This window comes from Photorhabdus luminescens subsp. luminescens (genome assembly GCF_001083805.1).
GTDB lineage: Bacteria > Pseudomonadota > Gammaproteobacteria > Enterobacterales > Enterobacteriaceae > Photorhabdus > Photorhabdus luminescens.
In genome coordinates, this window is record NZ_JXSK01000009.1 from 191,772 (window position 1) to 215,765 (window position 23,994).

Below are 23,994 nucleotides of genomic sequence, written 5' to 3' on the forward strand. Positions count from 1 at the left end.
GTGCCATATTTATATGGCACTGTAAATGACTCCAAGTGACGAGTTGTAGTAGATAATTGGCTATCAGGCCGGCGCAGTCGTTCCACTGCTCGACTTGATAATCATTGCAGACGCTATTGCTCTCCTGAGCTGATGATAGGCTTCCCCCCCGGTTCAATGACTAAAGATTTGAATAAGCTTCTTTTAAAACCAGCCATTAAAGAATTAAACCAAAAAAGTAACCTTATTGTATTTGTTAATACAGTTAAAAATAGTCGTAATGTTATCGCTTTACATTTCAATTTTAAGGAAGACAGCCAAATAAAAAAGGTGATTTAGATCACTTTTTTACATTCAACTTTAATACAAGTAACAAACAACATTTTAGATTTCTATTTCTTGATTTATATTACCATTGTAATTTTTACTCATATGTTAGGGTATATACTTAATTTATTAGGTTGAATTGTAAAAAATTAGGATGGTAATTTTATGTCATACATGATTTATTTGTCTTTGAATGGTAAAAAACAAGGGCTTATCTCTGCTGGGTGTTCAACCCTAGATTCAATAGGAAACAGATATCAAAATGGCCACGAAAACCAAATACAAGTACTGAGTTTAAACCACACAATAACGCGCCAGCAAAATGTCAATCATCAACCAATACAATTCATTAAACCAGTAGATAAATCATCACCATTATTAGCGATGGCAATAGATTCAAACGAATCTCTAAATGGTGTTTTTGTTTTTTACAGAACAGGTCAAGCTGGACAATTGGAATTATTCTATGAAGTAAAAATCACTGAAGCCACTATTACAGATATTTCTTGTATATACCCGCATTCTATAAATGATTTTGATGCCATGCCATATGAAAGAGTTACACTCAACTATAAATCCATCTCATGGAATCATATAACAGCTGGCACATCTGCTTATAGCATATGGGAAGATAGAAATTATTAACACTAGTTGTGTAGAGTAGCCAGTAGGCTACTCTACACAACTAGACATAAAGAGCATATGATTAGTGACAAAGTGAAATGTCCTTCACATACTTATTTGGAGCCATCCATGATGATTTACTACAGATTAAATATCCCTCAGATTTTAATTCGTCATCAACATAAAAAGAAACAAATAAAGTAAGAATAATGCCTGTTATTGACACATATGAAACATAATTTCCTATTTTACTATTAAGACGTTTCACTTTACCCAATGAGATTCTATATAAAGTAAAAGAAATATAAATCAATACAGGGCTAAACCAAATAGCTCCTGCACTTTTCCATGAGAATGTAATAACATCATCACGCTTAAAAAAACCGACATAATCATTCAATGAAAAAAATATAGATAACATCGTCATAAAAAGAAGCAATAAAATTCCTAAATATAATTTAGTTTTATTTTCATTTATATTATCCACGGCTATATCTACCCCATATATTAAAAAATTGATCCGGATGGTATGGTGTCTGGTTTATTTTTTTATTTTTTATGTTTTTAATTATAGTTTCACTAATTTTAAAATGGTCATCTAACCAATATAAAGCAAGAGAAGTTAAAAACCCAATAGCAAAAACACCAAGAACTACAAGCATAAGACTTCCGCCTACAGCTAAGAGTGGAGAAACTATTAGAGTATTAGCAGCCGTAGCAATACCTATTGAGATAGCTAATTTCGCACCATCCATTGTTAAATTAACGAACAAATCAACTAATCCATATTCATCTTTAAATATTAACTCAACTGCTCTATATGCGGCTGAAAATACTATACCAAATCTAGCACCTTGGGAAATTCCAGCTTCAATGCCTAGCGTACCTACTCCAAAAGATACTATACGTGGATTATTAGCAAGATATCTTGTAGCATTTAAATAGTCTCTTACTCCAGGATAACCTGTCAATTTTATATATTTTTTACCATCTTTCCCAGCATATTCCGTTGCCTTAACACCGAAACTCCTTAAATCATTTACTATTTTAGCCACGCCATAAGAATCTTTTATATTACCAGCAAATGATGAAGCTGGATCAGCATATGAATAAAAGGTTTTAACATTATTTTTCCATTTATTATAGAAGTTATGATCTAATGTTTTTATATAAGTTATTGCCTCATCCTCTGTTAATAAAGCAATAACTTCTTGGTTTAGTTTAAATTGATGCTCCAATTCCAATATCATACGGTTATATTTTTGATCTTCTATTTGTTTTTTAAAATCAAGATGATCTTCTAATCTGTAATCATTATCAACAAATGTTTTTAACCGTGGATCATACTTCATCTTACAACTCCACTTATATTATATAGTCTATTGAAATTTTGTTTTATATTTTATCGGACTTAGCTATTTTTTTCTTTAATTTTTCTGAATTGTTGGGAGCTGGATCAAATTCAAGCAGAAGAACTGATTCATGGGCATATGCCCATCCATGCTTTGCTGAGTACAGTATGCTATACACAGAATGTGCAGCAGGAATTAAAAGCACAAGCCAATGGGCAAAGGAATTGCATTGATGTTCATAGCCTAGAACATTTACCAACGCCACTACAGTTTTCCTTGCGGTACGCATATAAATTAGATAATTTAGCTAAATTATCTAAATGTTCGATGGTAAAGGTTATGATAAACGAACAAGATATTTACGAAAGGATCAAGCAGGTTTTAGCGAATGCGCCACGCAATCAGTACACGGCTGAGCTGCATCTACAAATGATTAAGTATGCCGATGAGCTGAAAAACATTACAGCTAAAGACTTTTGTGAAGGTGTTGGGCTTACCCAGAGTTTTGGCACTGAGTTCAGTAAAATGCGTAATCTGACGCAACGTTTGAAAACCGCAGGTCTTAATACGGATCTGCTTTAAGACAATTTTGTCGATGTAAATTACCAAAGCCTGAACGATGAATATGCCTGTATAAGTGGAGTATAAGTATGACTATTCAGACCAATAAGTACGCTAAAGCACGTTTTTTCAAGTGTGCATTGCAGGTAAATTCTTCAGGCTACATAAAATATCGGGGGCAACAACAGACGCTTTCTGAAGATGATTATAATCAGCAATTGTTAAATGCTTCGCTAGAGATGGGAATTGAAGTCATTGGCCTAGCTGATCATGGGTCAGTGAATGGTTTTGAAAAGATCAGAGATCTCTTTGCACAACGTGGAATCGTGGTATTCCCCGGCTTTAAAGTTGCCTCCAGTGAGAAAATTCACTTCGTTTGCTTGTTTAATGAATCAGCTTCGGCTGATCTGATAAAAATGCATTTGGGGGCATTGGGTGTGGATATAAACCAACCGGAAGCCCCAGTACAGAAATCTGCAACGGATATTATTAATTACGTAAACGATAAGGGTGGTTTCATTTTCGCGGCCCACTGTATTAATGATGATGGCGTGTTAAAACGTCGGATGAGTTATGTTTGGCAACATAAAGGGCTGCTAGCTGCTCAGATCCCAGGTTCAGTTGAGAGCTTAAAGGGTATAGAGAGCGATTTTTATCGTAAAGTTTTCCTGAATAAGGATGATAACTATCGCCGCGAGCGGGAAATGGCTGCCATCAATGCCGCTGATGTGGCGAAGCCTGAAGAGATTAAAGCTGATGGCGCTTCTTGTTTAATTAAAATGACCAAGCCCTGCTTCACTTCTTTCAAGCAAGCTTTTTTAGATGCTGGCTCCAGAGTGCGGCTAAATTCAGACAAACCGGAAAACTATGCGTCAGCTATCGAACGTATTCGTTTTGTCGGCGGTTACCTTGATGGTGTGGATATTGAATTATCGGATCACTTAAACGCAGTGATTGGCGGTAGAGGTACGGGCAAATCAACTCTGCTGGAGTGTATTCGCTATGCTTTTGATTTAGAACCTTTTGGTAAAGCATCGAAAGCTCAGCATGACGCTATTGTAAAAAATAACTTAGGTCTCGAAAAAGGCATGGTTGAAGTAAGTGTTCGCTCTGCAACCATGCATGGCCGCATATTTACGGTGAGCCGCAAATATGGAAACCAGCCAGTGGTGAATGAAAACGGCAGAATTTTACCTTATCACCCCAAAGATTTACTGCCTGGCGTTGAGCTGTACGGTCAGAATGAAATTTATGAGATGACTCGGGATGAGCAAAGCCGAAACCTACTTATTGAACGATTCTTGGGAAGTGAGCACGAACAGTTTGATAAGGCCATAGCCAAAGTGCTAGTGAGCCTTAAGGATAATCGTGAAACCATTATTCGTGCGCTTAGCCAAAAAGCAGATGTTGAGGCCGAAGTTGAGCGCTTACCCAAGTTATTAGATCAGGCTAAACAATTCCAGACGCTGGGTATTAATGAAAAGTTGAAAGCGATTCCAAAGCTGGAAAAGGAAAAACAACTGAGTGGGAGAGTTAATGAAGAAATTACTCGAATAAAAGAAGCTATCAACATCTTAAAAGACAGTTTGCCAGATACGGTATTTTTAAGCGATGCCAGCTTAGAAGGGTTGCCACACTTAAATCTTTTAAAACAAAAGCGTCAAGTTTTGGAAATGTTAAAGAGCTCTTTAACTCAATGTTTAACCCAAGTTGAGGAGTTCTCCAGTAAAGCCTCGAGTGATTTACTTCCTCTACAGCAACAACTGTCGGAAAGGTTACAAGCGGAAGAAGAACAACTTGAAAATGCATTTAAAGACATACCTACAAGTCAAGGTAAAACGGGTCGGCAGATTGGCGCTGAATATCAAACCTTACTAAAGCAAATTGAACAGATTCGCCCAAAAGAAATTGCCTTGCAAAACCGACAAACCCAACTCAACGAGCTCTATAGTCAGCGCAAGAAACTATTGCTTGAGTTAGATCAGCAGACCAGCGCACGTGCTAGCGCCATGCAGAAGTCGGTTAAACGGCTCACTCGCAAGTTAGATCAGAAGGTACGCCTTAGTCTGAATTCTGAAGGTAACCGCCAAGAATTAGTGAATTTCCTGAGTGATTGCAATTTGGAAGGTGTTGGGCAGAAAAGGCTAGCGTGGGTTTTAGAGGGTGAGTTCACACCAGCTAATCTTGCTGCCACTATTCGCCAAGGTGAGACTGAATTAACCTCCAATTTCGGTATACCTAATTCCGTTGTACGAGCGTTAAGCCGTTTGCCTGAGTATAAACTACTTGAGCTAGAAGAGTTGCAGCTTCCCGATACAATGGCGATTGAGCTGAATATAACTCACGGTGAACGGGAAGCCGTTTTCCGCCCAATTGGGGAACTATCGACCGGCCAACAATGTACGGCGATTTTGCACCTATTGCTATTGGACAACCAAGATCCACTTATCCTTGATCAGCCGGAGGATAACCTTGATAACGCCTTTATTGCTGAGCGTATAGTTGCTGAGCTGCGCAGAGCCAAGCTAAGCCGGCAGTTCTTGTTCGCAACCCACAACGCCAATATTCCGGTATTTGGCGACGCGGAATGGATTGGCGTGCTGAGTGTGGAAGATAGCAAAGGGTTGATCCTGCCAGAACAGCAGGGTGCGATCGATATGCCAGAAGTGCAAAAACTAGCGGCAGATATATTGGAAGGTGGTGAGAGTGCGTTTAATCAACGCCGTGAAAAGTACGGCTTTAACTGAATGCTTTACTTCCTTGGGAGAGAACGATGTTAAAAACAGAATTGTTGGAAATTATTGCCAATGGCGAAAACTCAGGTGTGGAGTTTAAACGAGATGATATACGTCCTGAGCAGTTAGCCAAAGAAGTTGTTGCTATGGCCAACTTTCAAGGGGGGCGGGTACTGCTAGGTGTGGAAGATGACGGCACTATTAGCGGCGTACAAAGGCATGACCTTGAAGAGTGGGTTATGAATGTCTTTCAGGGCAAAATTCATCCGATGATTCTGCCGTTTTACGAAGAAGTGAAATTGGATGATGGCAAACTGGTTGCTATCGTTAGCTTTCCCATCGGCATTTCGAAACCCTACATCGTTCGCCATAGTGGAAAAAAGGAAATCTATATTCGTGTTGGGACAACATCGAGGCTAGCAACTAGAGAGCAGCAGATGCGATTGTTTGAATTGGGTGGAATGCTGCATACCGAAGTAATGCCTGTGCCTCGTACAGATATGAGTTGTTTGGATGACGCTCGCCTAACCAATTATGTAAAGGATATCTTACAAGATCCCGATGTACCTAAAACGCCTGATGAATGGCAAGCAAGGCTGCTCGGTCTGGGTTTTTTAACCGAAGCCGCAGGCAGTGTTTGCTGCACAATAGCGGGCTTGGTGTTATTTGGTAAAAACCCGAGACGCTATCTCAAACAATCGGGTTTACAGGTCATGGTATTTCATGGTGAAGATAAGGAATACCAAGCTGCATTGGATGACATCATTGATGGCCCAATGGTCGGGCGCTGGGATCTCGAAAATGGTGATAAACGGCTAGTCGATGGTGGCGTTATTGAGAAATTCATGAAGGCTATGAGTCCCTTTATTTCTCAAGAGTCTGATCAGGTGAATGAAGAATTAAGGCGAGAAACACAGTGGTTTTATCCACTTGAGGCCGTTAGAGAAGCCTTGGTCAATGCGCTGGCGCACCGCGATTGGACACGTTTTGTTGAAATTGAAGTATCTGGTTATTCCGACCGGCTTGAAGTAATTAGCCCGGGTTCGTTACCAAACTCCATGACGGTAGAAAAAATGAAAGCAGGACAGCGTTCCCCTAGAAATACCATTGTTATGGAAGTATTACGTGATTATGGCTATGTCGATTACCGAGGAATGGGTGTGAGGACCAAAATTATGCCATTAACGAAAGCGTTAACAGGTAAAGATCCTAAGTTTGATTTGGCAGACGATTATTTAAAAACAATCTTGTTCCGGTAACAGATGTTGTGACTGTTGGAACAGCGTATACCGCACTGTATTTGGCGCTTTTAAAACAGCGCCATTTTTTTAAAAGCAATCGGAAAACGGCTTTACAATGCACAATGGGATTTTGGTAAAACGGATCAAAGCGAAGTAAATGGGTTTTGAAGCGTTACACTTTAAAAATGACCACTTCACTTCCCAATGCAAAAACTCGAAAAAATCCTTCCTAACAGATCATCGGAAGTAAACTCACCCGTGATCTCACTCAATGCCTGCTGCGCCAGACGCAGCTCTTCCGCCAGCAATTCACCTGAACGAGCAACCACCAATTGTTCATGGCCCTGTTGTAAATGTTCCGCTGCGGTATTTAATGCTTGTAAATGACGACGACGAGCCAAGAAACCACCTTCGGTATTACTGCTAAAACCCATCGTTTCTTTCAGATGATCGCGCAATAAATCAATGCCTTCACCGCTACGGGCAGAAAGTCGAATTAGCGAGTAACTACTTACTTCGGCAATACTTGTCTCTTCATCAGTCATATCTGTTTTATTACGAACGACCGTAATAGGGAGCGATTTAGGCAGACGAGCCATAAATTCAGGCCAGATTTCTACAGGTTCAACCGCGTTCGTTGTCGTGCTATCTACCATAAACAATACACGATCAGCCTGCTCAATTTCCTGCCAAGCACGCTCAATACCAATACGCTCAACTTCGTCACTGGCTTCACGCAAACCCGCGGTATCAATGATATGTAACGGCATACCGTCAATATGGATATGTTCACGCAGAACATCACGAGTTGTACCTGCAATATCCGTCACAATAGCCGCTTCACGGCCTGCTAATGCATTAAGTAGACTGGACTTTCCTGCATTAGGGCGACCGGCGATAACAACTTTCATCCCTTCACGTAACAGGCTGCCCTGACGAGCCTGAGAACGTACACGCTCAAGCTCAGCCATCACTTCATCCAACTTGGCTTCGATTTTCCCATCAGAAAGGAAATCAATCTCTTCATCTGGAAAATCAATAGCCGCTTCTACATAGATGCGTAAGTGAGTAAGTGCTTCCACCATTTGATGAACTTGAGTAGAAAAAGCGCCCTGTAAGGAATTCATCGCTGAACGGGCTGCTTGCTCCGAACTGGCATCGATCAGGTCAGCAATGGCTTCCGCCTGAGCTAAATCCAGTTTGTCATTAAGAAAAGCGCGTTCAGAAAACTCACCTGGATTAGCGATTCGCACACCCGGCAAAGTCAGAATACGTTTAAGCAGCAAATCGAGAATAACCGGCCCGCCATGACCTTGAAGCTCCAGTACATCTTCTCCGGTAAATGAATTGGGCCCAGGAAAGTAAATAGCAATCCCCTGATCAAGTATCTGACCATCCACATCACGAAATGGCAGGTAATCTGCATAACGAGGTTTGGGTAATTTACCTAATACCACCTCAGCTACCTGTGCGGCTTTCGGACCGGAAACACGCAAAATGCCAACCCCTCCTCGTCCTGGCGGGGTAGCCTGAGCAACTATCGTATCCGTGGTATGCATGGTTATCTCTCTATTTACTTTTTCGCTCAAATGACTTTTTCACTCAAATAGTTAAGGCGGTCAATGACCGCCTTTACCATGACAACGGCCAGCATGTATTCTGGCTGAAGCTATACCCGTCATCTTTCAAGTTGCCTCTTTGTTGGCTGCACTCACTCACCCCGGTCACATAGTTTTCTATGCTCCCGGGGATTCGCTCCCTTGCCGCCGCGATCCATCTTGAAATCCATAGGGTGTATGTTTTATTTCGCTGGCTTTTTCTCACGGCTATGCAAACCGCGTTTTTCCAGCCCACGATAAATTAATTGCTGCTGGATAATTGTCACCAGGTTACTGACGATATAGTACAGCACCAAACCTGACGGGAACCACAGGAAGAATATGGTAAATATGACAGGCATATAGGTCATAATCTTCTGTTGCATCGGATCAGTAATTGTTGTCGGAGACATTTTCTGGATAATGAACATTGTCACACCCATCAACAACGGCAGGATGTAATAAGGATCTTGCGCAGACAAGTCATTAATCCAACCAGCAAATGGCGCATGACGCAATTCAACAGAACCCATCAACATGTAATATAAAGCAAGGAAGATTGGCATCTGGATCAACAGAGGCAAACAACCACCCAGTGGGTTCACTTTCTCTGCTTTATACAATGCCATCATTTCTTGGCTCATACGCTGTTTATCATCGCCAATACGCTCACGCATAGCCGCCAATTTAGGCTGTAACAAACGCATTTTCGCCATTGATGTGTATTGTGCTTTGGTCAACGGGTACATGATACCACGCACAATAAAGGTGATAACGATGATGGAGAAGCCCCAGTTACCAATAAAACCATGCAAGAACTTCAACAACTTAAATAACGGCTGAGAGATAAACCATAACCAACCATAGTCTACGGACAGATCCAGATGAGGTGCTACAGCAGCCATTTCATCTTGAATTTCCGGGCCAATCCACAACGTAGAAGAGACCGTTTTTTCACTATTAGCCGCAACAGAGATTGGCGCGCTCTTATAGCCAATCGCAGCCATCCCTTTATCTAATGCAACAGTGTAGAAAGTACTGGTTTCATTAGCCGCAGGAACCCAAGCGGTAGCAAAATATTGTTGCAACATGGCAATCCAGCCACCTTTGGTGGTCACGGATAAAGATTCACCTTCAATATCGCTAAAGCTATATTTCTTGTATTTGGTATCGTCGGAAGAATAGGCGGCGCCACGGTAAGTATGCAATGCAAAGTTATTGCTGCCTGTATCACGATGTTTGGGTAGTTCAACACTCTGTTTCAACTGACCAAAGAAGGTCATCTGTAACGGTTTTTCCGTCGTGTTATTAACATGGTAATCGACACTAATCGCGTATTCACCACGTTTCAGGACAAATGTTTTGACGTAAACAATGCCATCTTTAGTGACGAAATTCATCGGGATACGCAATTCATCCTGCCCATCAGCCAATACATAGCTATCCTGTGCTGCGGTATACAGTGGGCGTTCACTATTCAACGGATTATCTGGGCCATCTTTCCCCGTCAATCCACTTTGCGCTTGATAAGAGAAAGCAGGTGTTGTTTCCAACAACTTGAATGGCTGGTTTGACCCCAGGGTATCAGGATAGGCCAACAGGTCAGCCTCTTCGATATCACCGCCACGGGTATTGATGGTCAAAGAGAGCACATCAGTTTTAACCGTGATAAGTTTACCTTTTCCACTGCCTGGTACAGCTTGATTCTCACTGCTCGGCATATCCGTTTGTTGCGTGGCCTGTACTGTCGTTGGCTGCGGATTTTTATCTGCTTCCCATGCTTGCCAGACCAAGAAAGAAACGAACAGCAAAGCGATGAGAAGAAGATTACGTTGCGAATCCATCGTTAGTGTTCTCTGTTATCGTTGTTTTTTACGGGTGGGACAGGATCATCACCACCTTCATGTAAAGGGTGGCATTTTAATATGCGTTTCACCGTTAACCAACAGCCTTTTATCACTCCAAATCGGCATAATGCCTCAATGCCATATTGAGAGCATGTAGGATTAAAGCGACAATGAGGCCCCAACAGCGGGCTTATTACCAACTGATATCCCCGGATTAATGCGATCAGGAAGCGCGAGCCAAACGACAGTGACGACGCCATAATTTATCCAACGCCTCCGTTAACGCACGGTTATCAAGCTCAGCAACGCCTTTCTTAACCAATACCACAAAATCCATAGGAGGCAACTTATGTTGGTTTAAACGAAAGCTTTCACGGGCCAACCGTTTAATTCGGTTACGCTCATGAGCTCGTTTAACATTTTTCTTGGCTATAGTAAGACCGATACGGGGATGCCCCAGCTCGTTCAGGCGGCCAAGGATAGTAATCTCTGGCGAACTTGCCCGTTGGGGTTGCTGGAAAACATAAGTGAAATGCTTGGGAGTTAACAAGCGTAACTCCCTCGGAAAAGCGAGCGTAACCACTAGATGGTTAGCTTTATTACTTAGAAACGGTCAGACGAGCACGGCCTTTTGCACGACGGCGAGCCAGAACCTGACGACCATTTTTGGTAGCCATACGAGCGCGGAAGCCGTGAGAACGGTTACGCTTCAGTACGGATGGTTGGAAAGTGCGTTTCATAGCGATTTCTACCTAAACTTAAGATTATTACTGATTCAGTAAATGCGTTGGCAGCCAGTGAGAAAAGACACCGATGCCTCAATCGCAACATCAATATAAAAGAAGCGGGATTGTAATAAAATGTACAGCTCTGAGTCAATTTACATAACACAAAGTCGGCCGGCTTTTCTACTGAGTTGGATGTTTACCAACACTCTGCCCATGCGTACACCAGAACTCTTCACCAAGAATTATCGGTAAAAAACTCTGGTATCGCACATAGGGTGCAACATTATACGGACTACTGAACAAAGCGCAACGATCACCGACAGATCTTCATTTTCTGTTATGATCCTTGGTCCGATTTTACTTTAAATATCGGCTTCTTCTCGATCTGCTTTCGACAACCGCCATAACTCCACTACAACCCCTTTACAGCCCTTTATTTCACAGACAATTTTATCCTGTGGATAAAAAGCGCTTAAACTGTGTAAAAGAATGAAGATCTATATCGTCTTTTGCGCTATGATCCCGAGCCATGATTTGGATCTTATCCTCGGATCATGGGGGAGCGATGACATTAAAAATCGCCATACACATGACAATTGATCCTTCCTCGCCTTAGAGGAGTCGTTGTTTTGTACCCAATATAATGAGCTAACCACTCCGATTCTTTAATTGTTATTGGCCTTGTTTTAGGGGAGTCCACCGTGTCACTTTCGCTTTGGCAGCAATGTCTTGCCCGATTGCAGGATGAATTACCTGCCACAGAATTCAGTATGTGGATACGCCCCCTTCAGGCAGAGCTAAGTGGTAACACTCTGGCACTTTATGCCCCAAATCGGTTTGTTCTGGATTGGGTAAGAGAGAAGTATATCAACAACATCAATGGGTTGTTGAATGACTTCTGTGGAGCAGAAGTACCATTATTACGTTTTGAAGTTGGCAATAAACCCATTTCTCCAAACGATAGCCCACCGCAAAGGGTTGTTGCTCACGCACCGGTCGCACCTGCACCGCAAAACACGTCAGTACGCCCCAGTTGGGATAACACTGCGGTACAACCAGAGCTATCTTATCGCTCCAATGTTAACCCAAAACATACTTTCGATAACTTTGTTGAAGGTAAATCCAACCAACTTGCTCGCGCTGCTGCAAGACAGGTAGCTGATAATCCCGGCGGTGCTTATAACCCACTATTTCTTTATGGTGGTACGGGTTTGGGTAAAACCCATCTATTACATGCCGTAGGCAACAGCATTATGGCACGTAAGGCAAATGCCAAGGTAGTCTATATGCATTCTGAACGCTTTGTTCAGGATATGGTCAAGGCATTACAAAATAATGCAATAGAAGAGTTCAAACGCTATTACCGTTCTGTCGACGCATTACTGATCGATGATATTCAGTTTTTTGCCAATAAAGAACGCTCTCAAGAAGAGTTCTTCCACACATTCAATGCATTACTGGAAGGTAATCAACAGATTATTCTGACATCAGATCGCTATCCAAAAGAGATCAATGGGGTAGAAGATCGGTTAAAATCCCGTTTTGGTTGGGGACTAACCGTTGCCATTGAACCGCCGGAACTGGAAACTCGCGTCGCTATTTTGATGAAAAAGGCAGACGAAAACGAAATCCAGTTGCCGGGAGAAGTTGCTTTCTTTATAGCCAAACGTCTGCGTTCTAATGTCCGTGAGCTTGAAGGAGCACTGAACAGAGTAATAGCAAATGCCAATTTTACTGGTCGAGCGATTACTATTGATTTTGTACGTGAAGCATTACGTGACCTGTTAGCACTGCAAGAAAAACTGGTTACCATTGATAATATTCAGAAAACAGTCGCTGAGTATTACAAAATCAAGGTGGCCGATTTACTTTCCAAACGGCGCTCCCGTTCCGTTGCCCGTCCAAGGCAAATGGCAATGGCGCTGGCAAAAGAGTTAACCAACCACAGCTTGCCTGAAATCGGGGATGCCTTTGGTGGACGTGACCACACAACTGTGTTGCACGCTTGTCGTAAAATCGAGCAACTACGTGAAGAAAGTCACGACATCAAAGAGGATTTTTCTAACTTAATCAGAACATTGTCTTCCTAGTGCTATGAAATTTATCATTGAACGTGAGCAATTGTTAAAACCACTGCAACAGGTCAGTAGTCCGCTGAGTGGGCGCCCTACTTTGCCTATTCTTGGTAACTTATTATTACAGGTTACAGAAGGCTCCCTATTGCTGACCGGCACAGATTTAGAAATGGAAATGATGGCAAGAGTCACGCTTTCATTGCCGCACGAAGCAGGTGCAACCACAGTACCGGCACGTAAATTCTTTGATATCTGGCGAGGTTTGCCAGACGGGGCCGAAATCAGTGTAGAACTGGATGGCGATCGCCTATTGGTCCGTTCTGGTCGCAGCCGTTTCTCGCTTTCCACATTGCCCGCTGCTGATTTTCCAAATCTTGATGACTGGCAAAGTGAGGTGGAGTTTTCACTACCACAGGCCACACTGAAGCGCCTTATTGAATCAACTCAGTTCTCAATGGCTCACCAGGATGTCCGCTATTACCTCAACGGTATGTTGTTTGAAACCGAAGGAGAAGAACTGCGTACAGTTGCAACCGACGGTCACCGTCTGGCCGTCTGTTCTATGGGAATTGGTCAAAAGCTGCCTTCCCATTCGGTGATCGTGCCACGTAAAGGCGTTATTGAACTAATGAGATTGCTGGATGGCGGCGATACTCCGTTACAGTTACAAATCGGCAGTAACAATATTCGTGCCCACGTTGGCGATTTTATTTTCACCTCTAAATTGGTGGATGGGCGTTTCCCTGATTATCGTCGCGTATTACCAAAGAACCCGGATAAAACCCTGGAAGCTAATTGCGATATGCTGAAACAGGCTTTTTCACGCGCGGCGATTCTCTCTAATGAGAAGTTCCGCGGAGTTCGCCTCTATTTCAGTGAAAACCAACTAAAAATCACAGCCAATAACCCTGAACAGGAAGAAGCCGAAGAGATTGTAGATGTCAGCTACCAAGGCGCTGAAATGGAAATAGGCTTTAATGTCAGTTACGTGCTAGATGTACTCAATACACTAAGATGTGAAGAGGTTCGTTTATTGCTGACTGATGCTATTTCCAGTGTTCAGATAGAAGACTGTGCCAGCCACAATGCGGCTTATGTCGTGATGCCAATGCGCCTGTAACCGGATTTATATTTCAGGTATATGACTCTCACGCGTTTACTTATCCGCGATTTTCGTAATATCGCCGCTGCTGACTTGCCTCTAGCTACCGGATTTAACTTTCTGGTTGGATCTAATGGCAGCGGCAAAACCAGTGTACTGGAAGCGATTTATACGCTGGGTCACGGGCGCTCTTTTCGTAGCATTCAGATAGGACGGATAATCCGTCATGACTGCAATGAGCTCGTTCTGCATGGGCGGCTAGGGCAACCAGAGAATGAACGGGAACGGTCTATCGGCTTGAGCAAAAACCGTCATGGCGATAGTAAAGTCAGAATTGATGGTAGTGATGGTTGTAAAATTGCAGAACTGGCCAAGATGTTACCGATGCAGCTTATTACCCCAGAAGGGTTTACCCTGTTAAATGGCGGGCCAAAGTATCGACGGGCCTTTATTGACTGGGGTTGCTTTCACAATGAGCCACGCTTTTTTTCTGCATGGGTAAACTTAAAACGGCTACTCAAACAACGCAACGCAGCACTACGACAAGTTACCCGCTATAGCCAGATACGGCCTTGGGATCAGGAATTGGCGCCACTCGCTAACCAAATAAATCAGTGGCGTGGCGAATATGTTACAAGCATTACTCAGGATATTACGGATACTTGTCAGCAATTCTTACCCGAATTTACATTAAGTTTCTCTTTTCAACAGGGCTGGGACAAAGAGAGTGATTATGCTGAATTACTGGAGCGCCAATTTGAGCGCGACAGAGCGTTAACCTATACAGCTTCCGGCCCGCATAAGGCAGATCTGCGCATTCGAGCAGAAGGAACGCCAGTAGAAGATATGCTATCCCGCGGTCAATTAAAGTTACTGATGTGCGCACTGCGGCTAGCACAGGGTGAATATTTCACCCGACAGAGCGGACAACAATGTCTGTATCTGCTTGATGATTTTGCCTCCGAACTGGATACCGGCCGCCGTCAATTGCTGGCCGCACGTCTAAAATCCACGCAAGCACAGGTATTTGTCAGTGCGATAAATCCCGACCAAATAACAGACATGCTTGATGGAAATAGCAAGATGTTTCGCGTGGAAAATGGCAAAATAGAGGTTCAACCACAGGATTAAAAATGAGCGAGAAACGTTGATGTCGAATACATATGACTCCTCAAGTATCAAGGTATTAAAAGGGCTGGATGCAGTGCGTAAACGTCCGGGCATGTATATCGGCGATACAGACGATGGTACCGGCTTACACCACATGGTCTTCGAGGTTGTCGACAACGCTATCGACGAAGCCCTCGCTGGTCACTGTAGCGAAGTTATCGTCACTATTCATGCTGATAACTCAGTCTCCGTACAGGATGATGGCCGCGGTATTCCTACCGGTATACACGAAGAAGAAGGTGTTTCAGCAGCCGAAGTTATTATGACGGTGCTGCATGCTGGGGGTAAATTCGATGATAACTCTTATAAGGTCTCCGGCGGTTTGCACGGCGTAGGGGTTTCCGTTGTTAACGCCTTGTCTGAAAAGCTGGAATTGGTCATCCGCCGTGACGGCAAAGTTCATGAACAGACTTATCACCTTGGTGTGCCGCAAAGTCCGCTGAAAGTCGTTGGAGAAACGGAACAGACAGGTACTCGTGTCCGTTTCTGGCCGAGCATGGATACTTTCCGTAATAACACAGAATTCCAGCACGACATTCTGGCTAAACGCCTGCGTGAACTATCCTTTCTGAATTCTGGTGTATCCATCCGCCTCATTGATAAGCGCACTAATATAGAAGACCACTTCCATTATGAGGGTGGAATTAAAGCGTTTGTCGAGTTCCTAAATAAAAACAAAACCCCCATTCATCCAAATGTTTTCTATTTCTCTACAGAAAAAGATGGCATCGGCGTTGAAATTTCAATGCAATGGAACGATGGCTTCCAGGAAAATATTTACTGCTTTACCAATAACATCCCACAACGCGATGGGGGAACTCACTTAGTTGGCTTCCGTACTGCGATGACACGTACTCTTAATAGTTATATGGATAAAGAAGGGTACAACAAGAAATCCAAAGTCAGCGCCACCGGCGATGATGCTCGGGAAGGTTTAGTTGCCGTTATTTCCGTTAAAGTGCCTGATCCAAAATTCTCTTCTCAGACTAAAGACAAACTCGTCTCTTCCGAAGTGAAAACTGCGGTTGAAACGTTGATGAATGAGAAGCTGGTGGAATACCTACTGGAAAATCCAAACGACGCTAAAACTGTCGTCAGTAAAATTATTGATGCCGCTCGCGCTCGTGAAGCAGCCCGTAAAGCGCGTGAAATGACACGTCGCAAAGGGGCACTGGATCTGGCTGGGCTGCCAGGCAAACTGGCTGATTGTCAGGAACGTGATCCAGCGCTCTCTGAACTCTACTTAGTGGAAGGGGACTCTGCGGGTGGTTCGGCAAAACAGGGCCGTAACCGCAAAAATCAGGCAATTTTGCCGTTAAAAGGTAAAATCCTGAATGTCGAAAAAGCGCGTTTCGATAAAATGCTCTCTTCCCAAGAAGTGGCAACCCTGATCACAGCATTGGGCTGCGGTATTGGCCGTGACGAATATAACCCAGATAAGCTGCGTTACCACAGCATTATTATCATGACGGATGCGGACGTCGATGGTTCTCATATTCGTACTCTATTGCTGACTTTCTTCTATCGTCAAATGCCAGAAATCATTGAGCGTGGTCATGTATTTATTGCTCAACCACCACTGTATAAAGTCAAAAAAGGCAAACAAGAACAATATATTAAAGATGATGAAGCAATGGATGAGTACCAGCTATCCATTGCACTAGATGGCGCTTCGCTTTACACCAATGAGCATGCTCCAGCTCTCAGAGGCGAACCGCTGGAAAAACTGGTAACCGAATTTAATGGCGTGCAAAAAATCATTAAACGCATGGAACGTCTGTATCCGCTAAGTTTATTGAATAGCCTAATTTATCATCCAAAGCTGACCGAAGAAGCATTGTCTGATAAGGCGAAAGTTGAAGAATGGATTGAAATGCTGGTCACCCGTCTGAATGATAATGAACAAAACGGCAGCAGCTACAGTTATCGCCTCCATGAAAATCGTGAGCGCCAAATGTACGAACCTGTTCTGTGTGTTCGTACACATGGTGTTGATACTGATTATCTATTGGACTTCGATTTTATCCACGGCGGCGAATATCATCGTATTACTCAACTAAGCGATAAACTCCGCAATTTAATCGAAGAAAGCGCTTATATCGAACGAGGTGAACGCCGCCAGCCTATTAGCAGTTTTGAACAGGCGCTAAACTGGTTGACTAAAGAGTCTCGCCGTGGGTTGTCTATACAGCGTTATAAGGGTTTGGGAGAAATGAACCCTGAACAGTTATGGGAAACTACCATGAACCCGGAAACTCGTCGCATGATGCGTGTGACAGTAAAAGATGCCATTGCAACTGACCAACTGTTTACAACTTTGATGGGTGATGCGGTTGAACCTCGTCGAGCATTTATTGAAGAGAATGCCCTGAAAGCAGCCAATATTGATATCTAATTGATATTATTATCAACTGAAATAAGCGCTCATATTGATTCTCTATGGGCGCTTTTTTTATCTGTTATTTATAGCCAATAAAGTGTAATTTATTTAATGTTTCTGTAAAACATCACTTAAATATAATCTAAGGATATATACCCTATGAATTTCAAGATGCATCGCGACGGCAAGGGAGCGAATCCCCGGGAGCATAGCTAACTATGTGACCGGGGTGAGTGAGTGCAGCCAACAAAGAGGCAACTTGAAAGATAACGGGTATAATATGGCTGACATGATTTACATGATAATAAAGGGAAAAAAACAGGGATTAATATCGGCTGGATGTTCTTCTGTTGATTCTATTGGTAATAAATATCAAACAAACCACCTTGATCAGATATTAGTTTATAGCTTAAGCCATGCGATAACACGGGCTCAAAATGTCGATCATCAACCCATTATTATCCAAAAACCTATCGACAAATCATCACCATTACTCGGTGTTGCTATTTCTGATAATGAGTCTCTTGAATGCTCTATTGATTTTTACCGAACTAACTCAAATGGTGCTCAAGAACGTTATTACAATATAAAGATCACTGGCGCCACAATCACTGAAATAAGTGTCTTACATCCACATTCATTGAATCATAATGAGCTTCCACCACAGGAAAGTATTTCATTAAAATATACAAACATTACCTGGAATCACCTTATCGCAGGTACTGGCGGTTATAGTATTTGGGATGACAGGATTTATTAAATAATCAAAACAAGGCGTTTTAATTTAACGCCTTGTTTCATTAATGAATTTTTTTGGTAAGAGCAATATATATAAAATATAAAACAAAATACTGCCAATCATAATTACATCACTATTTAAATCAATAAAATTGGCTATATCACACTCATATCCTGTCAAAATCAATTGAACACTAAATAACTTTCCAAAATAGTACTAAACGTTACATAACATATAACTCTATGTATAACAATTAGTTGAAGAAAATTATATGTATCGGAATTATGAAACCTTATTTAATATAGCATACTATGTTTTCAATAATTAAACATTAACTTAAAACTTACTCTATCCATTGATAAGTTAATTTTAAATTAATCCCCATATTTTCTTGGTAACATGCACGCATATAAAATAGAAAATATCACACTACCCACTCTAATTACCTCACTATTTAAATTAATAAACATTGATATAATTTCATGATAACCATCATATTTAACAATAAACAATTGAATTGAACCAAACATTACTATTATAAAGAAACCAAAAACAGAGAGTATATAACTTCTTTTTTTTTCTATGAAAATTTTCATAAAAAAAAGAAAAAACAAAACAATCAATGATAAAGAATAGTACAGAAAAATATCCTGCCAAGTAGATTGAGTGGAAATTGTAACATCAATATAATCCATCATTATTTTTCCTTTTCTAGCTGATAAATACTCAGAGCTGTAACGTTATCAACAATTAGTTCAGTAACTAAATTAATTCTGACATTTTATTATATTTTTGAAAAAATCATCTAGAATATCTTCTTGGCATTAAAATAATATACAATAAAGAAAATATAAAACCACCAACCTTTATACTTTCGCTTTTGAAATTAATAAAACCGGGTATATTGTACTCATATCCTGTTAAAATTAATTGAGCGCTAGATAATAAAAGAACCAAGATAGCACCAAGAATAACCATAAGATTGTTATTTTTTTCTTCTATTATTATCTTAAGAATAAATAAAAAAAACAATATAACAAGAGATAAAACATAATAGTATAATATATCCAGCCATGATGATTTAGTAGAAATAATAATTTCGGTATAATCCATTATTGTTTTTCACCAGTAACTTATCGTCAACATTTAAACTTCCTTGGGAACATTATCATGGTTAAAATTGAGAATATCACCGCACTTACTCTTATTATCTCATCATTTAAATTCAAAAATCTAAATGGTGGAATCAAGGAATAACTAAATTTAGATATAATTAATTGATCTGTGCAAAAAGAAAACAAAAACAAAAGATTAATTATAAATAGAAAAATACTCCTTTTACTTTCTGTATATTTTTTAATAAATAGAAAAAACATAGAAAAAATTATTATAAATAAAAAATATAATAAAAAATCCATATTAGATGATTGAGTAGATATAATTAGTTCCTGCCCCATATTATTTCTCTTCTTCTGTTATCTTATAAATACTCCAAAGAGTAACACCATCAACCGCCATTTCCATACTTAAGCTTAAAGAATCCATTTCTTTCCATCCTCTGGTAAAATCGCTATTAATATTTCTAAATAAACTCCAAGATTTCTCTCTTGGCTTCAAAACTTTTCTAAAAATGCCATAACCTGAAAGCGCTAAGTCAACCGTTGCATAAGTAATATCTGCATCTTTATCACTTAAACCAATTTTATTAGCAACATACCTATATCCTTCTCTGACACCACCATTAATATTTTCTCTGTACAGTAGATAATATCCATTTTCAACAACATTATTATATCCATGAGCCATTAATGGCGCACCAAATGAGGCACATGCTAACCCTAACGAAGCTTTACAGACTGTATAACCTGCAAGAATTTGAGTGCCGCCGCCGCCAAATCCGATCTGTTTTAATATAAGATTAGTATAACTTGATTTCTCCTTTTCCTTCTCAATTATTGCATATTGCTTTACTCTGTTTGCGGTTAAATAGAAATCTTGCTCCTTCAAATGATTTATTTCAAACTGAATAAATTCAATTGCACCATTTGGAGATAAACAATGAATACGAACCTGACCTAATATATCCTCTACAAAAAGATTTATTTTTGAATTAAAATCCATTCTTATTTTACTATGAGTTAGATAGCGAAAAGATAAAGTTTTCGCTAACTCTCTCAATTCCCTTACCTTCAAATCCAGTAGGTTATTTTGCTTCATATCTCCCCCTATAAAACCGATTTCTTATTTTCAAACCACAAAATCATTAATATAGTTTATGTAAAATAACAAAGATAAACCAACAAAGAAACAATGAACAGAGCTATATAGGTAAATCCACTCGAATAACGAGTGGATTTTCACATAAACAAATAGATTAAAATGATTAAACTAAGATACGTAGCATACGACGCAGAGGCTCTGCTGCTCCCCACAACAATTGGTCACCTACAGTAAAAGCAGATAAATACTCTGGGCCCATATTCAGCTTACGCAAACGCCCTACAGGGGTATTCAACGTCCCCGTTACGGCTGCCGGAGTTAATTCACGCATACTTAATTCGCGATCATTTGGAATAACACGAACCCAGTCATTATGCGCGGCCAGCAATTGCTCAATTTCAGGAATCGAAATATCTTTTTTCAATTTCAAAGTAAATGCCTGGCTGTGGCAACGTAGCGCTCCAATACGTACGCACAAACCATCCACAGTAATGATATTATTACCGGTATTGAGGATCTTGTTGGTTTCTGCCTGCCCTTTCCACTCTTCACGGCTTTGGCCGTTATCAAGTTGTTTATCAATCCACGGAATCAAATTACCTGCCAACGGCACACCAAATTGCTCAGTTGACATAATTCCGCTACGGGTGAAATCCGTTACTTTTCTTTCAATATCCAGAATAGCCGATGCCGGATCTTGTAGCTCTTTTGCTACCTGAGTATGTAGAGATCCCATCTGAACCAGAAGTTCACGCATATGACGAGCGCCCGCACCAGAAGCTGCCTGATAAGTTGCAACAGAAGCCCATTCAACCAAATCATTGGCAAACAAACCGCCCAAAGACATCAACATTAGGCTAACAGTACAATTACCACCAACAAAAGTTTTTATGCCTTTATTAAGACCTTGCTGAATATACGTATGGTTAACTGGATCAAGAATAATAATGGAATCATCATTCATACGCAGTGCTGACGCGGCATCAATCCAATATCCCTGCCAACCTGTTGCTCTTAACTTTGGATAAATCTCATTCGTATAATCTCCCCCCTGACAACTAATAATAATATCCAAAGCACTAAGAGCTTCAATATCGAAAGCATTCTGTAACGTACCTTGCTGACCAGTAAAATCAGGTGCTGGCTGTCCGTGTTGTGATGTCGTGAAGAATACCGGACGAATAACATCAAAATCCCGCTCTTCAATCATACGCTGCATTAATACTGAGCCGACCATACCGCGCCAGCCGATAAAGCCCACATTTTTCATCATTATTATCCTACTTTGGTGAGTGTTGATCAGTGATTCTGATTACACCAAAGCTGACAAAATATGACCAAGGACGCAAGTGAATTTATTAACTCATTCACAAGATATTTAGCAACGTAGCTAGCAGCAAGATATATAACAAATCTAGCATCTGAGTAAAAAGCCACCTGCTGGTGGCAAATATTTACAATTAACTTTTAATTTTCAAGTCACATTCAATTGAGTTTTAGTTTTTTCTTTGGGATGCGGCTTAACACTTATTACTTCACCAGGTCTGGAAATAAAGCGAACAAACGTTTCATGGCTGACGAAAGTTGCACCACAATTGATGTTTTGACATTGATTGTAACGTTCTTTTGTATGACAGGAATGCTCAAAACTGCTGCGTGCATGAGCCGCTTTACCACAAAGAGGACACTTGATCATATTTTTCTACCCTTAACTAAAACATGAACTCTCATTATGTGAACAATATAGCAATGAGATCTCACTTAAAGAACAATTATTTCATATCGAGATCATCAATTTTTAATTCCAGAGTCAGTGCTGTTGTAAAACCACCAGATCCATCCACCGTGTGAGTAACTGTTGTTAATGTCCATTCGGCAGCATCTATTTCTGGTTTAAAGCCGGTAACTTTGATTGGCATTTCAGGGTAGAGATCTGCACGCCCTTGAGCCAGTTGAATCGAAAACGTCGCTGCCCCACGTTGTATTTTTTCCCAAGCAACCTTGGCAGCACGTTTAGCGCTGGCTTCATCAGCATAAGTACGAGAAAGTTCTAATACGTTATCTTTGCTACCTACTAAATAAGATGTTAATTTGTTAGTGTTTTTCTGACTTTTTCGCTCAACGGTTAAGGTATGTTTTTTCTCCGGTTTACGGACATCTAACCAATTTGCTACCACGCCGGTATAAGCCTCACGATCGGACAGAGTAAAATTATGATTGTCACCTGATCGACGTGTAATCACTAATGCAGGAATAACCGCACCACTGGCTGTTTTATTCTGTCCCTGCCGAATAAATATCAACTTACCATTTTTTACTGAAGCAATTGCCCCTTCCTGCCTTGCCAAGCGGGTAAGAAAACTACCATCTGACTCATTCGTCTGATCAATATGGTTAATCAATATTTTCGCAATATCTTGATGCAAATCGGCGCTAAGGTTATTTCTCGCAGCAATAGTATGGACAATATTACCTATCGTTTTCTTATGATAAGACTCTTCACGTCTCATATTGAGAGATTCACGGAAATCAGCGCTACGGGCACGAATCGTTAATTTGTCCGGCGCTCCACTGTGACCAATTTCATCCACAGTAAAACGGCCTTTACTAATCAGTGGTTGATCACGCCATCCCAACGCCAATGAAATCACATTACCTCTGGAAGGTAGCACCAAACTTCCATCTGCATCATCCAGTTCAATATCAAGCTGGTCGGCTTCAAAGCCACGATTATCTGTCATTGTTAGTGACATCAGGCGCGATTGAATGCGCCCGCTGATATCTTTATTATCAATTTCCAAAAGAAATGAAGGCGCACTGCCTTTTTCAGCTCCCCTGCCAAATTCAGACGTCATGGCAATACCTCTCTGACTCTATCTGACAAATTGTCTGTAAGCATAGAGAATTGCCCCTGAAGATCACCGAACATTTCAATTAGAGAACTATCCACTCGCTTCAATGTCAACGTGAAATCAATTTTGCGGGCAGAACCATTCGACATAAATTCAGTTTTTGTCTGGTCGATACTCTGAATGACAAACATACCGTAAACCGTGCCGCTGCCATCTATAAAGGACCAAGCCTTACCGCTTTCAGCCATAACTTGTAATACCGTCAATGATAAACGACCACCCGTAATTTCTGGATATAACGAACCGGAAAGTGTCATTGTGTCGTTATCCGGCCCCAGAAATTGCCAGGCAGGCCGTATCCCGATACGGCTATTAAAAGCATGTCGCCATGACTGAGTATATTGCATACTCTGGTATGGTGTGGTCTTCAACATAAAAACAAATAAACCCAGTGCAGCCATCAT

At 41.1% G+C, this 23,994-nt stretch carries 25 protein-coding genes; 10 read left to right on the top strand and 15 right to left on the bottom strand.

The annotated features are described in order from the left end of the window. The first annotated feature begins 156 nt into the window (after nucleotides 1-156). Both TI10_RS24210 and TI10_RS19360 read left to right on the top strand, forming a co-directional pair. Nucleotides 157-318 (top strand): RepB family plasmid replication initiator protein, encoded by a 162-nt coding sequence (locus TI10_RS24210; RefSeq protein ID WP_139655880.1) that lies wholly within the window; start codon nucleotides 157-159, stop codon nucleotides 316-318. Nucleotides 319-471: 153 nt separating this feature from the next. Then, entirely contained in the window at nucleotides 472-951 is a 480-nt protein-coding gene (locus TI10_RS19360; protein WP_049584983.1) for an Hcp family type VI secretion system effector, read from the top strand. 61 nt (nucleotides 952-1,012) lie between these two features. On the opposite strand, the gene TI10_RS19365 is transcribed toward TI10_RS19360, so the two are convergent. From TI10_RS19365 to TI10_RS19375, 3 genes are read right to left on the bottom strand one after another with little or no spacing between them, the layout of a single operon-like run. Then, complete coding sequence (locus TI10_RS19365) at nucleotides 1,013-1,417, bottom strand: DUF1240 domain-containing protein (RefSeq protein ID WP_244161661.1); 405 nt, start codon at nucleotides 1,415-1,417, stop codon at nucleotides 1,013-1,015. Further along, entirely contained in the window at nucleotides 1,410-2,282 is an 873-nt protein-coding gene (locus TI10_RS19370) for a hypothetical protein (protein WP_074525035.1), read from the bottom strand. The genes TI10_RS19365 and TI10_RS19370 overlap by 8 nt, the downstream gene beginning before the upstream one ends. A 43-nt stretch (nucleotides 2,283-2,325) precedes the next feature. Beyond that, the gene (locus tag TI10_RS19375) at nucleotides 2,326-2,547 is read right to left on the bottom strand and encodes a hypothetical protein (RefSeq protein ID WP_049584984.1); all 222 of its coding nucleotides are present in this window, start codon (nucleotides 2,545-2,547) and stop codon (nucleotides 2,326-2,328) included. 77 nt (nucleotides 2,548-2,624) lie between these two features. Here TI10_RS19375 and TI10_RS19380 point away from each other — a divergent pair, with 77 nt between their 5' ends. The 3 genes from TI10_RS19380 to TI10_RS19390 all read left to right on the top strand — a co-directional run bounded on the left by TI10_RS19380 (nucleotide 2,625) and on the right by TI10_RS19390 (nucleotide 6,837). Further along, on the top strand, nucleotides 2,625-2,864 hold the full coding sequence (locus tag TI10_RS19380) for an HTH-like domain-containing protein (protein WP_041381254.1): 240 nt from the start codon (nucleotides 2,625-2,627) through the stop codon (nucleotides 2,862-2,864). 68 nt (nucleotides 2,865-2,932) lie between these two features. After that, a complete protein-coding gene (locus tag TI10_RS19385; RefSeq protein ID WP_175445353.1) occupies nucleotides 2,933-5,590 on the top strand; it encodes a TrlF family AAA-like ATPase in 2,658 nt (885 codons plus the stop codon). A 26-nt stretch (nucleotides 5,591-5,616) separates the two neighbouring features. After that, on the top strand, nucleotides 5,617-6,837 hold the full coding sequence (locus TI10_RS19390) for an RNA-binding domain-containing protein (protein ID WP_049584986.1): 1,221 nt from the start codon (nucleotides 5,617-5,619) through the stop codon (nucleotides 6,835-6,837). Between the two features lie 176 nt (nucleotides 6,838-7,013). Here TI10_RS19390 and mnmE read toward each other — a convergent pair whose 3' ends face one another. The 5 genes from mnmE to rpmH all read right to left on the bottom strand — a co-directional run bounded on the left by mnmE (nucleotide 7,014) and on the right by rpmH (nucleotide 11,004). Then, nucleotides 7,014-8,378, bottom strand: a complete 1,365-nt coding sequence (gene mnmE / locus TI10_RS19395) for a tRNA uridine-5-carboxymethylaminomethyl(34) synthesis GTPase MnmE (RefSeq protein ID WP_049584987.1) — start codon at nucleotides 8,376-8,378, stop codon at nucleotides 7,014-7,016. A gap of 242 nt (nucleotides 8,379-8,620) precedes the next feature. Further along, nucleotides 8,621-10,261 (bottom strand): membrane protein insertase YidC, encoded by a 1,641-nt coding sequence (gene yidC / locus TI10_RS19400; RefSeq protein ID WP_049584988.1) that lies wholly within the window; start codon nucleotides 10,259-10,261, stop codon nucleotides 8,621-8,623. A gap of 2 nt (nucleotides 10,262-10,263) precedes the next feature. After that, nucleotides 10,264-10,524 carry a membrane protein insertion efficiency factor YidD gene (gene yidD / locus TI10_RS24215; protein ID WP_074525036.1) on the bottom strand — a complete coding sequence of 87 codons (261 nt, stop codon included), beginning with the start codon at nucleotides 10,522-10,524 and terminating at the stop codon, nucleotides 10,264-10,266. Further along, a complete protein-coding gene (gene rnpA / locus TI10_RS19405; protein WP_074525037.1) occupies nucleotides 10,488-10,847 on the bottom strand; it encodes a ribonuclease P protein component in 360 nt (119 codons plus the stop codon). Before rnpA ends, yidD begins: the two co-directional genes overlap by 37 nt. Before the next feature lie 16 nt (nucleotides 10,848-10,863). After that, nucleotides 10,864-11,004: a 50S ribosomal protein L34 gene (gene rpmH / locus TI10_RS19410; protein ID WP_000831330.1), complete on the bottom strand. Its 141-nt coding sequence runs from the start codon at nucleotides 11,002-11,004 to the stop codon at nucleotides 10,864-10,866. 689 nt (nucleotides 11,005-11,693) lie between these two features. Between rpmH and dnaA the strand changes: the two genes are divergently transcribed. The 5 genes from dnaA (at nucleotide 11,694) to TI10_RS19435 (ending at nucleotide 18,479) form a co-directional block, all read left to right on the top strand. Continuing rightward, complete coding sequence (gene dnaA / locus TI10_RS19415; protein WP_049584990.1) at nucleotides 11,694-13,082, top strand: chromosomal replication initiator protein DnaA; 1,389 nt, start codon at nucleotides 11,694-11,696, stop codon at nucleotides 13,080-13,082. 4 nt (nucleotides 13,083-13,086) lie between these two features. Next, complete coding sequence (dnaN, locus tag TI10_RS19420; RefSeq protein WP_049584991.1) at nucleotides 13,087-14,187, top strand: DNA polymerase III subunit beta; 1,101 nt, start codon at nucleotides 13,087-13,089, stop codon at nucleotides 14,185-14,187. A 21-nt stretch (nucleotides 14,188-14,208) separates the two neighbouring features. Then, nucleotides 14,209-15,300: a DNA replication/repair protein RecF gene (gene recF, locus TI10_RS19425; protein WP_049584992.1), complete on the top strand. Its 1,092-nt coding sequence runs from the start codon at nucleotides 14,209-14,211 to the stop codon at nucleotides 15,298-15,300. 19 nt (nucleotides 15,301-15,319) lie between these two features. Next, nucleotides 15,320-17,734: a DNA topoisomerase (ATP-hydrolyzing) subunit B gene (gene gyrB, locus TI10_RS19430; protein WP_049584993.1), complete on the top strand. Its 2,415-nt coding sequence runs from the start codon at nucleotides 15,320-15,322 to the stop codon at nucleotides 17,732-17,734. 265 nt (nucleotides 17,735-17,999) lie between these two features. Continuing rightward, entirely contained in the window at nucleotides 18,000-18,479 is a 480-nt protein-coding gene (locus tag TI10_RS19435) for an Hcp family type VI secretion system effector (protein WP_049585046.1), read from the top strand. Between the two features lie 353 nt (nucleotides 18,480-18,832). On the opposite strand, the gene TI10_RS19440 is transcribed toward TI10_RS19435, so the two are convergent. From TI10_RS19440 to TI10_RS19475, 7 genes are all read right to left on the bottom strand, one after another. Next, nucleotides 18,833-19,156, bottom strand: coding sequence for a hypothetical protein (locus TI10_RS19440; RefSeq protein WP_049584994.1), 324 nt, complete (start codon nucleotides 19,154-19,156; stop codon nucleotides 18,833-18,835). Between the two features lie 103 nt (nucleotides 19,157-19,259). After that, a complete protein-coding gene (locus TI10_RS19445) occupies nucleotides 19,260-19,571 on the bottom strand; it encodes a hypothetical protein (protein WP_049584995.1) in 312 nt (103 codons plus the stop codon). Nucleotides 19,572-19,916: 345 nt separating this feature from the next. Further along, a complete protein-coding gene (locus tag TI10_RS24220; protein ID WP_074525038.1) occupies nucleotides 19,917-20,675 on the bottom strand; it encodes a DUF4225 domain-containing protein in 759 nt (252 codons plus the stop codon). Between the two features lie 166 nt (nucleotides 20,676-20,841). Beyond that, the gene (gene asd / locus TI10_RS19460) at nucleotides 20,842-21,948 is read right to left on the bottom strand and encodes an aspartate-semialdehyde dehydrogenase (protein WP_049584997.1); all 1,107 of its coding nucleotides are present in this window, start codon (nucleotides 21,946-21,948) and stop codon (nucleotides 20,842-20,844) included. A 204-nt stretch (nucleotides 21,949-22,152) separates the two neighbouring features. After that, complete coding sequence (locus TI10_RS19465; protein ID WP_049584998.1) at nucleotides 22,153-22,374, bottom strand: ogr/Delta-like zinc finger family protein; 222 nt, start codon at nucleotides 22,372-22,374, stop codon at nucleotides 22,153-22,155. Nucleotides 22,375-22,450: 76 nt separating this feature from the next. Then, nucleotides 22,451-23,533, bottom strand: coding sequence for a phage late control D family protein (locus tag TI10_RS19470; protein WP_049584999.1), 1,083 nt, complete (start codon nucleotides 23,531-23,533; stop codon nucleotides 22,451-22,453). Further along, nucleotides 23,530-23,994, bottom strand: coding sequence for a phage tail protein (locus TI10_RS19475; RefSeq protein ID WP_049585000.1), 465 nt, complete (start codon nucleotides 23,992-23,994; stop codon nucleotides 23,530-23,532). Before TI10_RS19475 ends, TI10_RS19470 begins: the two co-directional genes overlap by 4 nt.

Bases quoted from the DNA above. Each gene is read 5' to 3' on its own strand.
- rpmH (WP_000831330.1), bottom strand. From the start codon at position 11,004: ATGAAACGCACTTTCCAACCATCCGTACTGAAGCGTAACCGTTCTCAC.
- mnmE (WP_049584987.1), bottom strand. From the start codon at position 8,378: ATGCATACCACGGATACGATAGTTGCTCAGGCTACCCCGCCAGGACGA.
- TI10_RS19445 (WP_049584995.1), bottom strand. From the start codon at position 19,571: ATGGATTATACCGAAATTATTATTTCTACTAAATCATCATGGCTGGAT.
- TI10_RS24210 (WP_139655880.1), top strand. From the start codon at position 157: ATGACTAAAGATTTGAATAAGCTTCTTTTAAAACCAGCCATTAAAGAA.
- yidC (WP_049584988.1), bottom strand. From the start codon at position 10,261: ATGGATTCGCAACGTAATCTTCTTCTCATCGCTTTGCTGTTCGTTTCT.
- dnaN (WP_049584991.1), top strand. From the start codon at position 13,087: ATGAAATTTATCATTGAACGTGAGCAATTGTTAAAACCACTGCAACAG.
- TI10_RS19465 (WP_049584998.1), bottom strand. From the start codon at position 22,374: ATGATCAAGTGTCCTCTTTGTGGTAAAGCGGCTCATGCACGCAGCAGT.
- TI10_RS24220 (WP_074525038.1), bottom strand. From the start codon at position 20,675: ATGAAGCAAAATAACCTACTGGATTTGAAGGTAAGGGAATTGAGAGAG.
- TI10_RS19475 (WP_049585000.1), bottom strand. From the start codon at position 23,994: ATGATGGCTGCACTGGGTTTATTTGTTTTTATGTTGAAGACCACACCA.
- TI10_RS19370 (WP_074525035.1), bottom strand. From the start codon at position 2,282: ATGAAGTATGATCCACGGTTAAAAACATTTGTTGATAATGATTACAGA.
- TI10_RS19385 (WP_175445353.1), top strand. From the start codon at position 2,933: ATGACTATTCAGACCAATAAGTACGCTAAAGCACGTTTTTTCAAGTGT.
- TI10_RS19440 (WP_049584994.1), bottom strand. From the start codon at position 19,156: ATGATGGATTATATTGATGTTACAATTTCCACTCAATCTACTTGGCAG.
- gyrB (WP_049584993.1), top strand. From the start codon at position 15,320: ATGTCGAATACATATGACTCCTCAAGTATCAAGGTATTAAAAGGGCTG.
- TI10_RS19435 (WP_049585046.1), top strand. From the start codon at position 18,000: ATGGCTGACATGATTTACATGATAATAAAGGGAAAAAAACAGGGATTA.
- TI10_RS19390 (WP_049584986.1), top strand. From the start codon at position 5,617: ATGTTAAAAACAGAATTGTTGGAAATTATTGCCAATGGCGAAAACTCA.
- yidD (WP_074525036.1), bottom strand. From the start codon at position 10,524: ATGGCGTCGTCACTGTCGTTTGGCTCGCGCTTCCTGATCGCATTAATC.
- TI10_RS19470 (WP_049584999.1), bottom strand. From the start codon at position 23,533: ATGACGTCTGAATTTGGCAGGGGAGCTGAAAAAGGCAGTGCGCCTTCA.
- TI10_RS19360 (WP_049584983.1), top strand. From the start codon at position 472: ATGTCATACATGATTTATTTGTCTTTGAATGGTAAAAAACAAGGGCTT.
- asd (WP_049584997.1), bottom strand. From the start codon at position 21,948: ATGAAAAATGTGGGCTTTATCGGCTGGCGCGGTATGGTCGGCTCAGTA.
- recF (WP_049584992.1), top strand. From the start codon at position 14,209: ATGACTCTCACGCGTTTACTTATCCGCGATTTTCGTAATATCGCCGCT.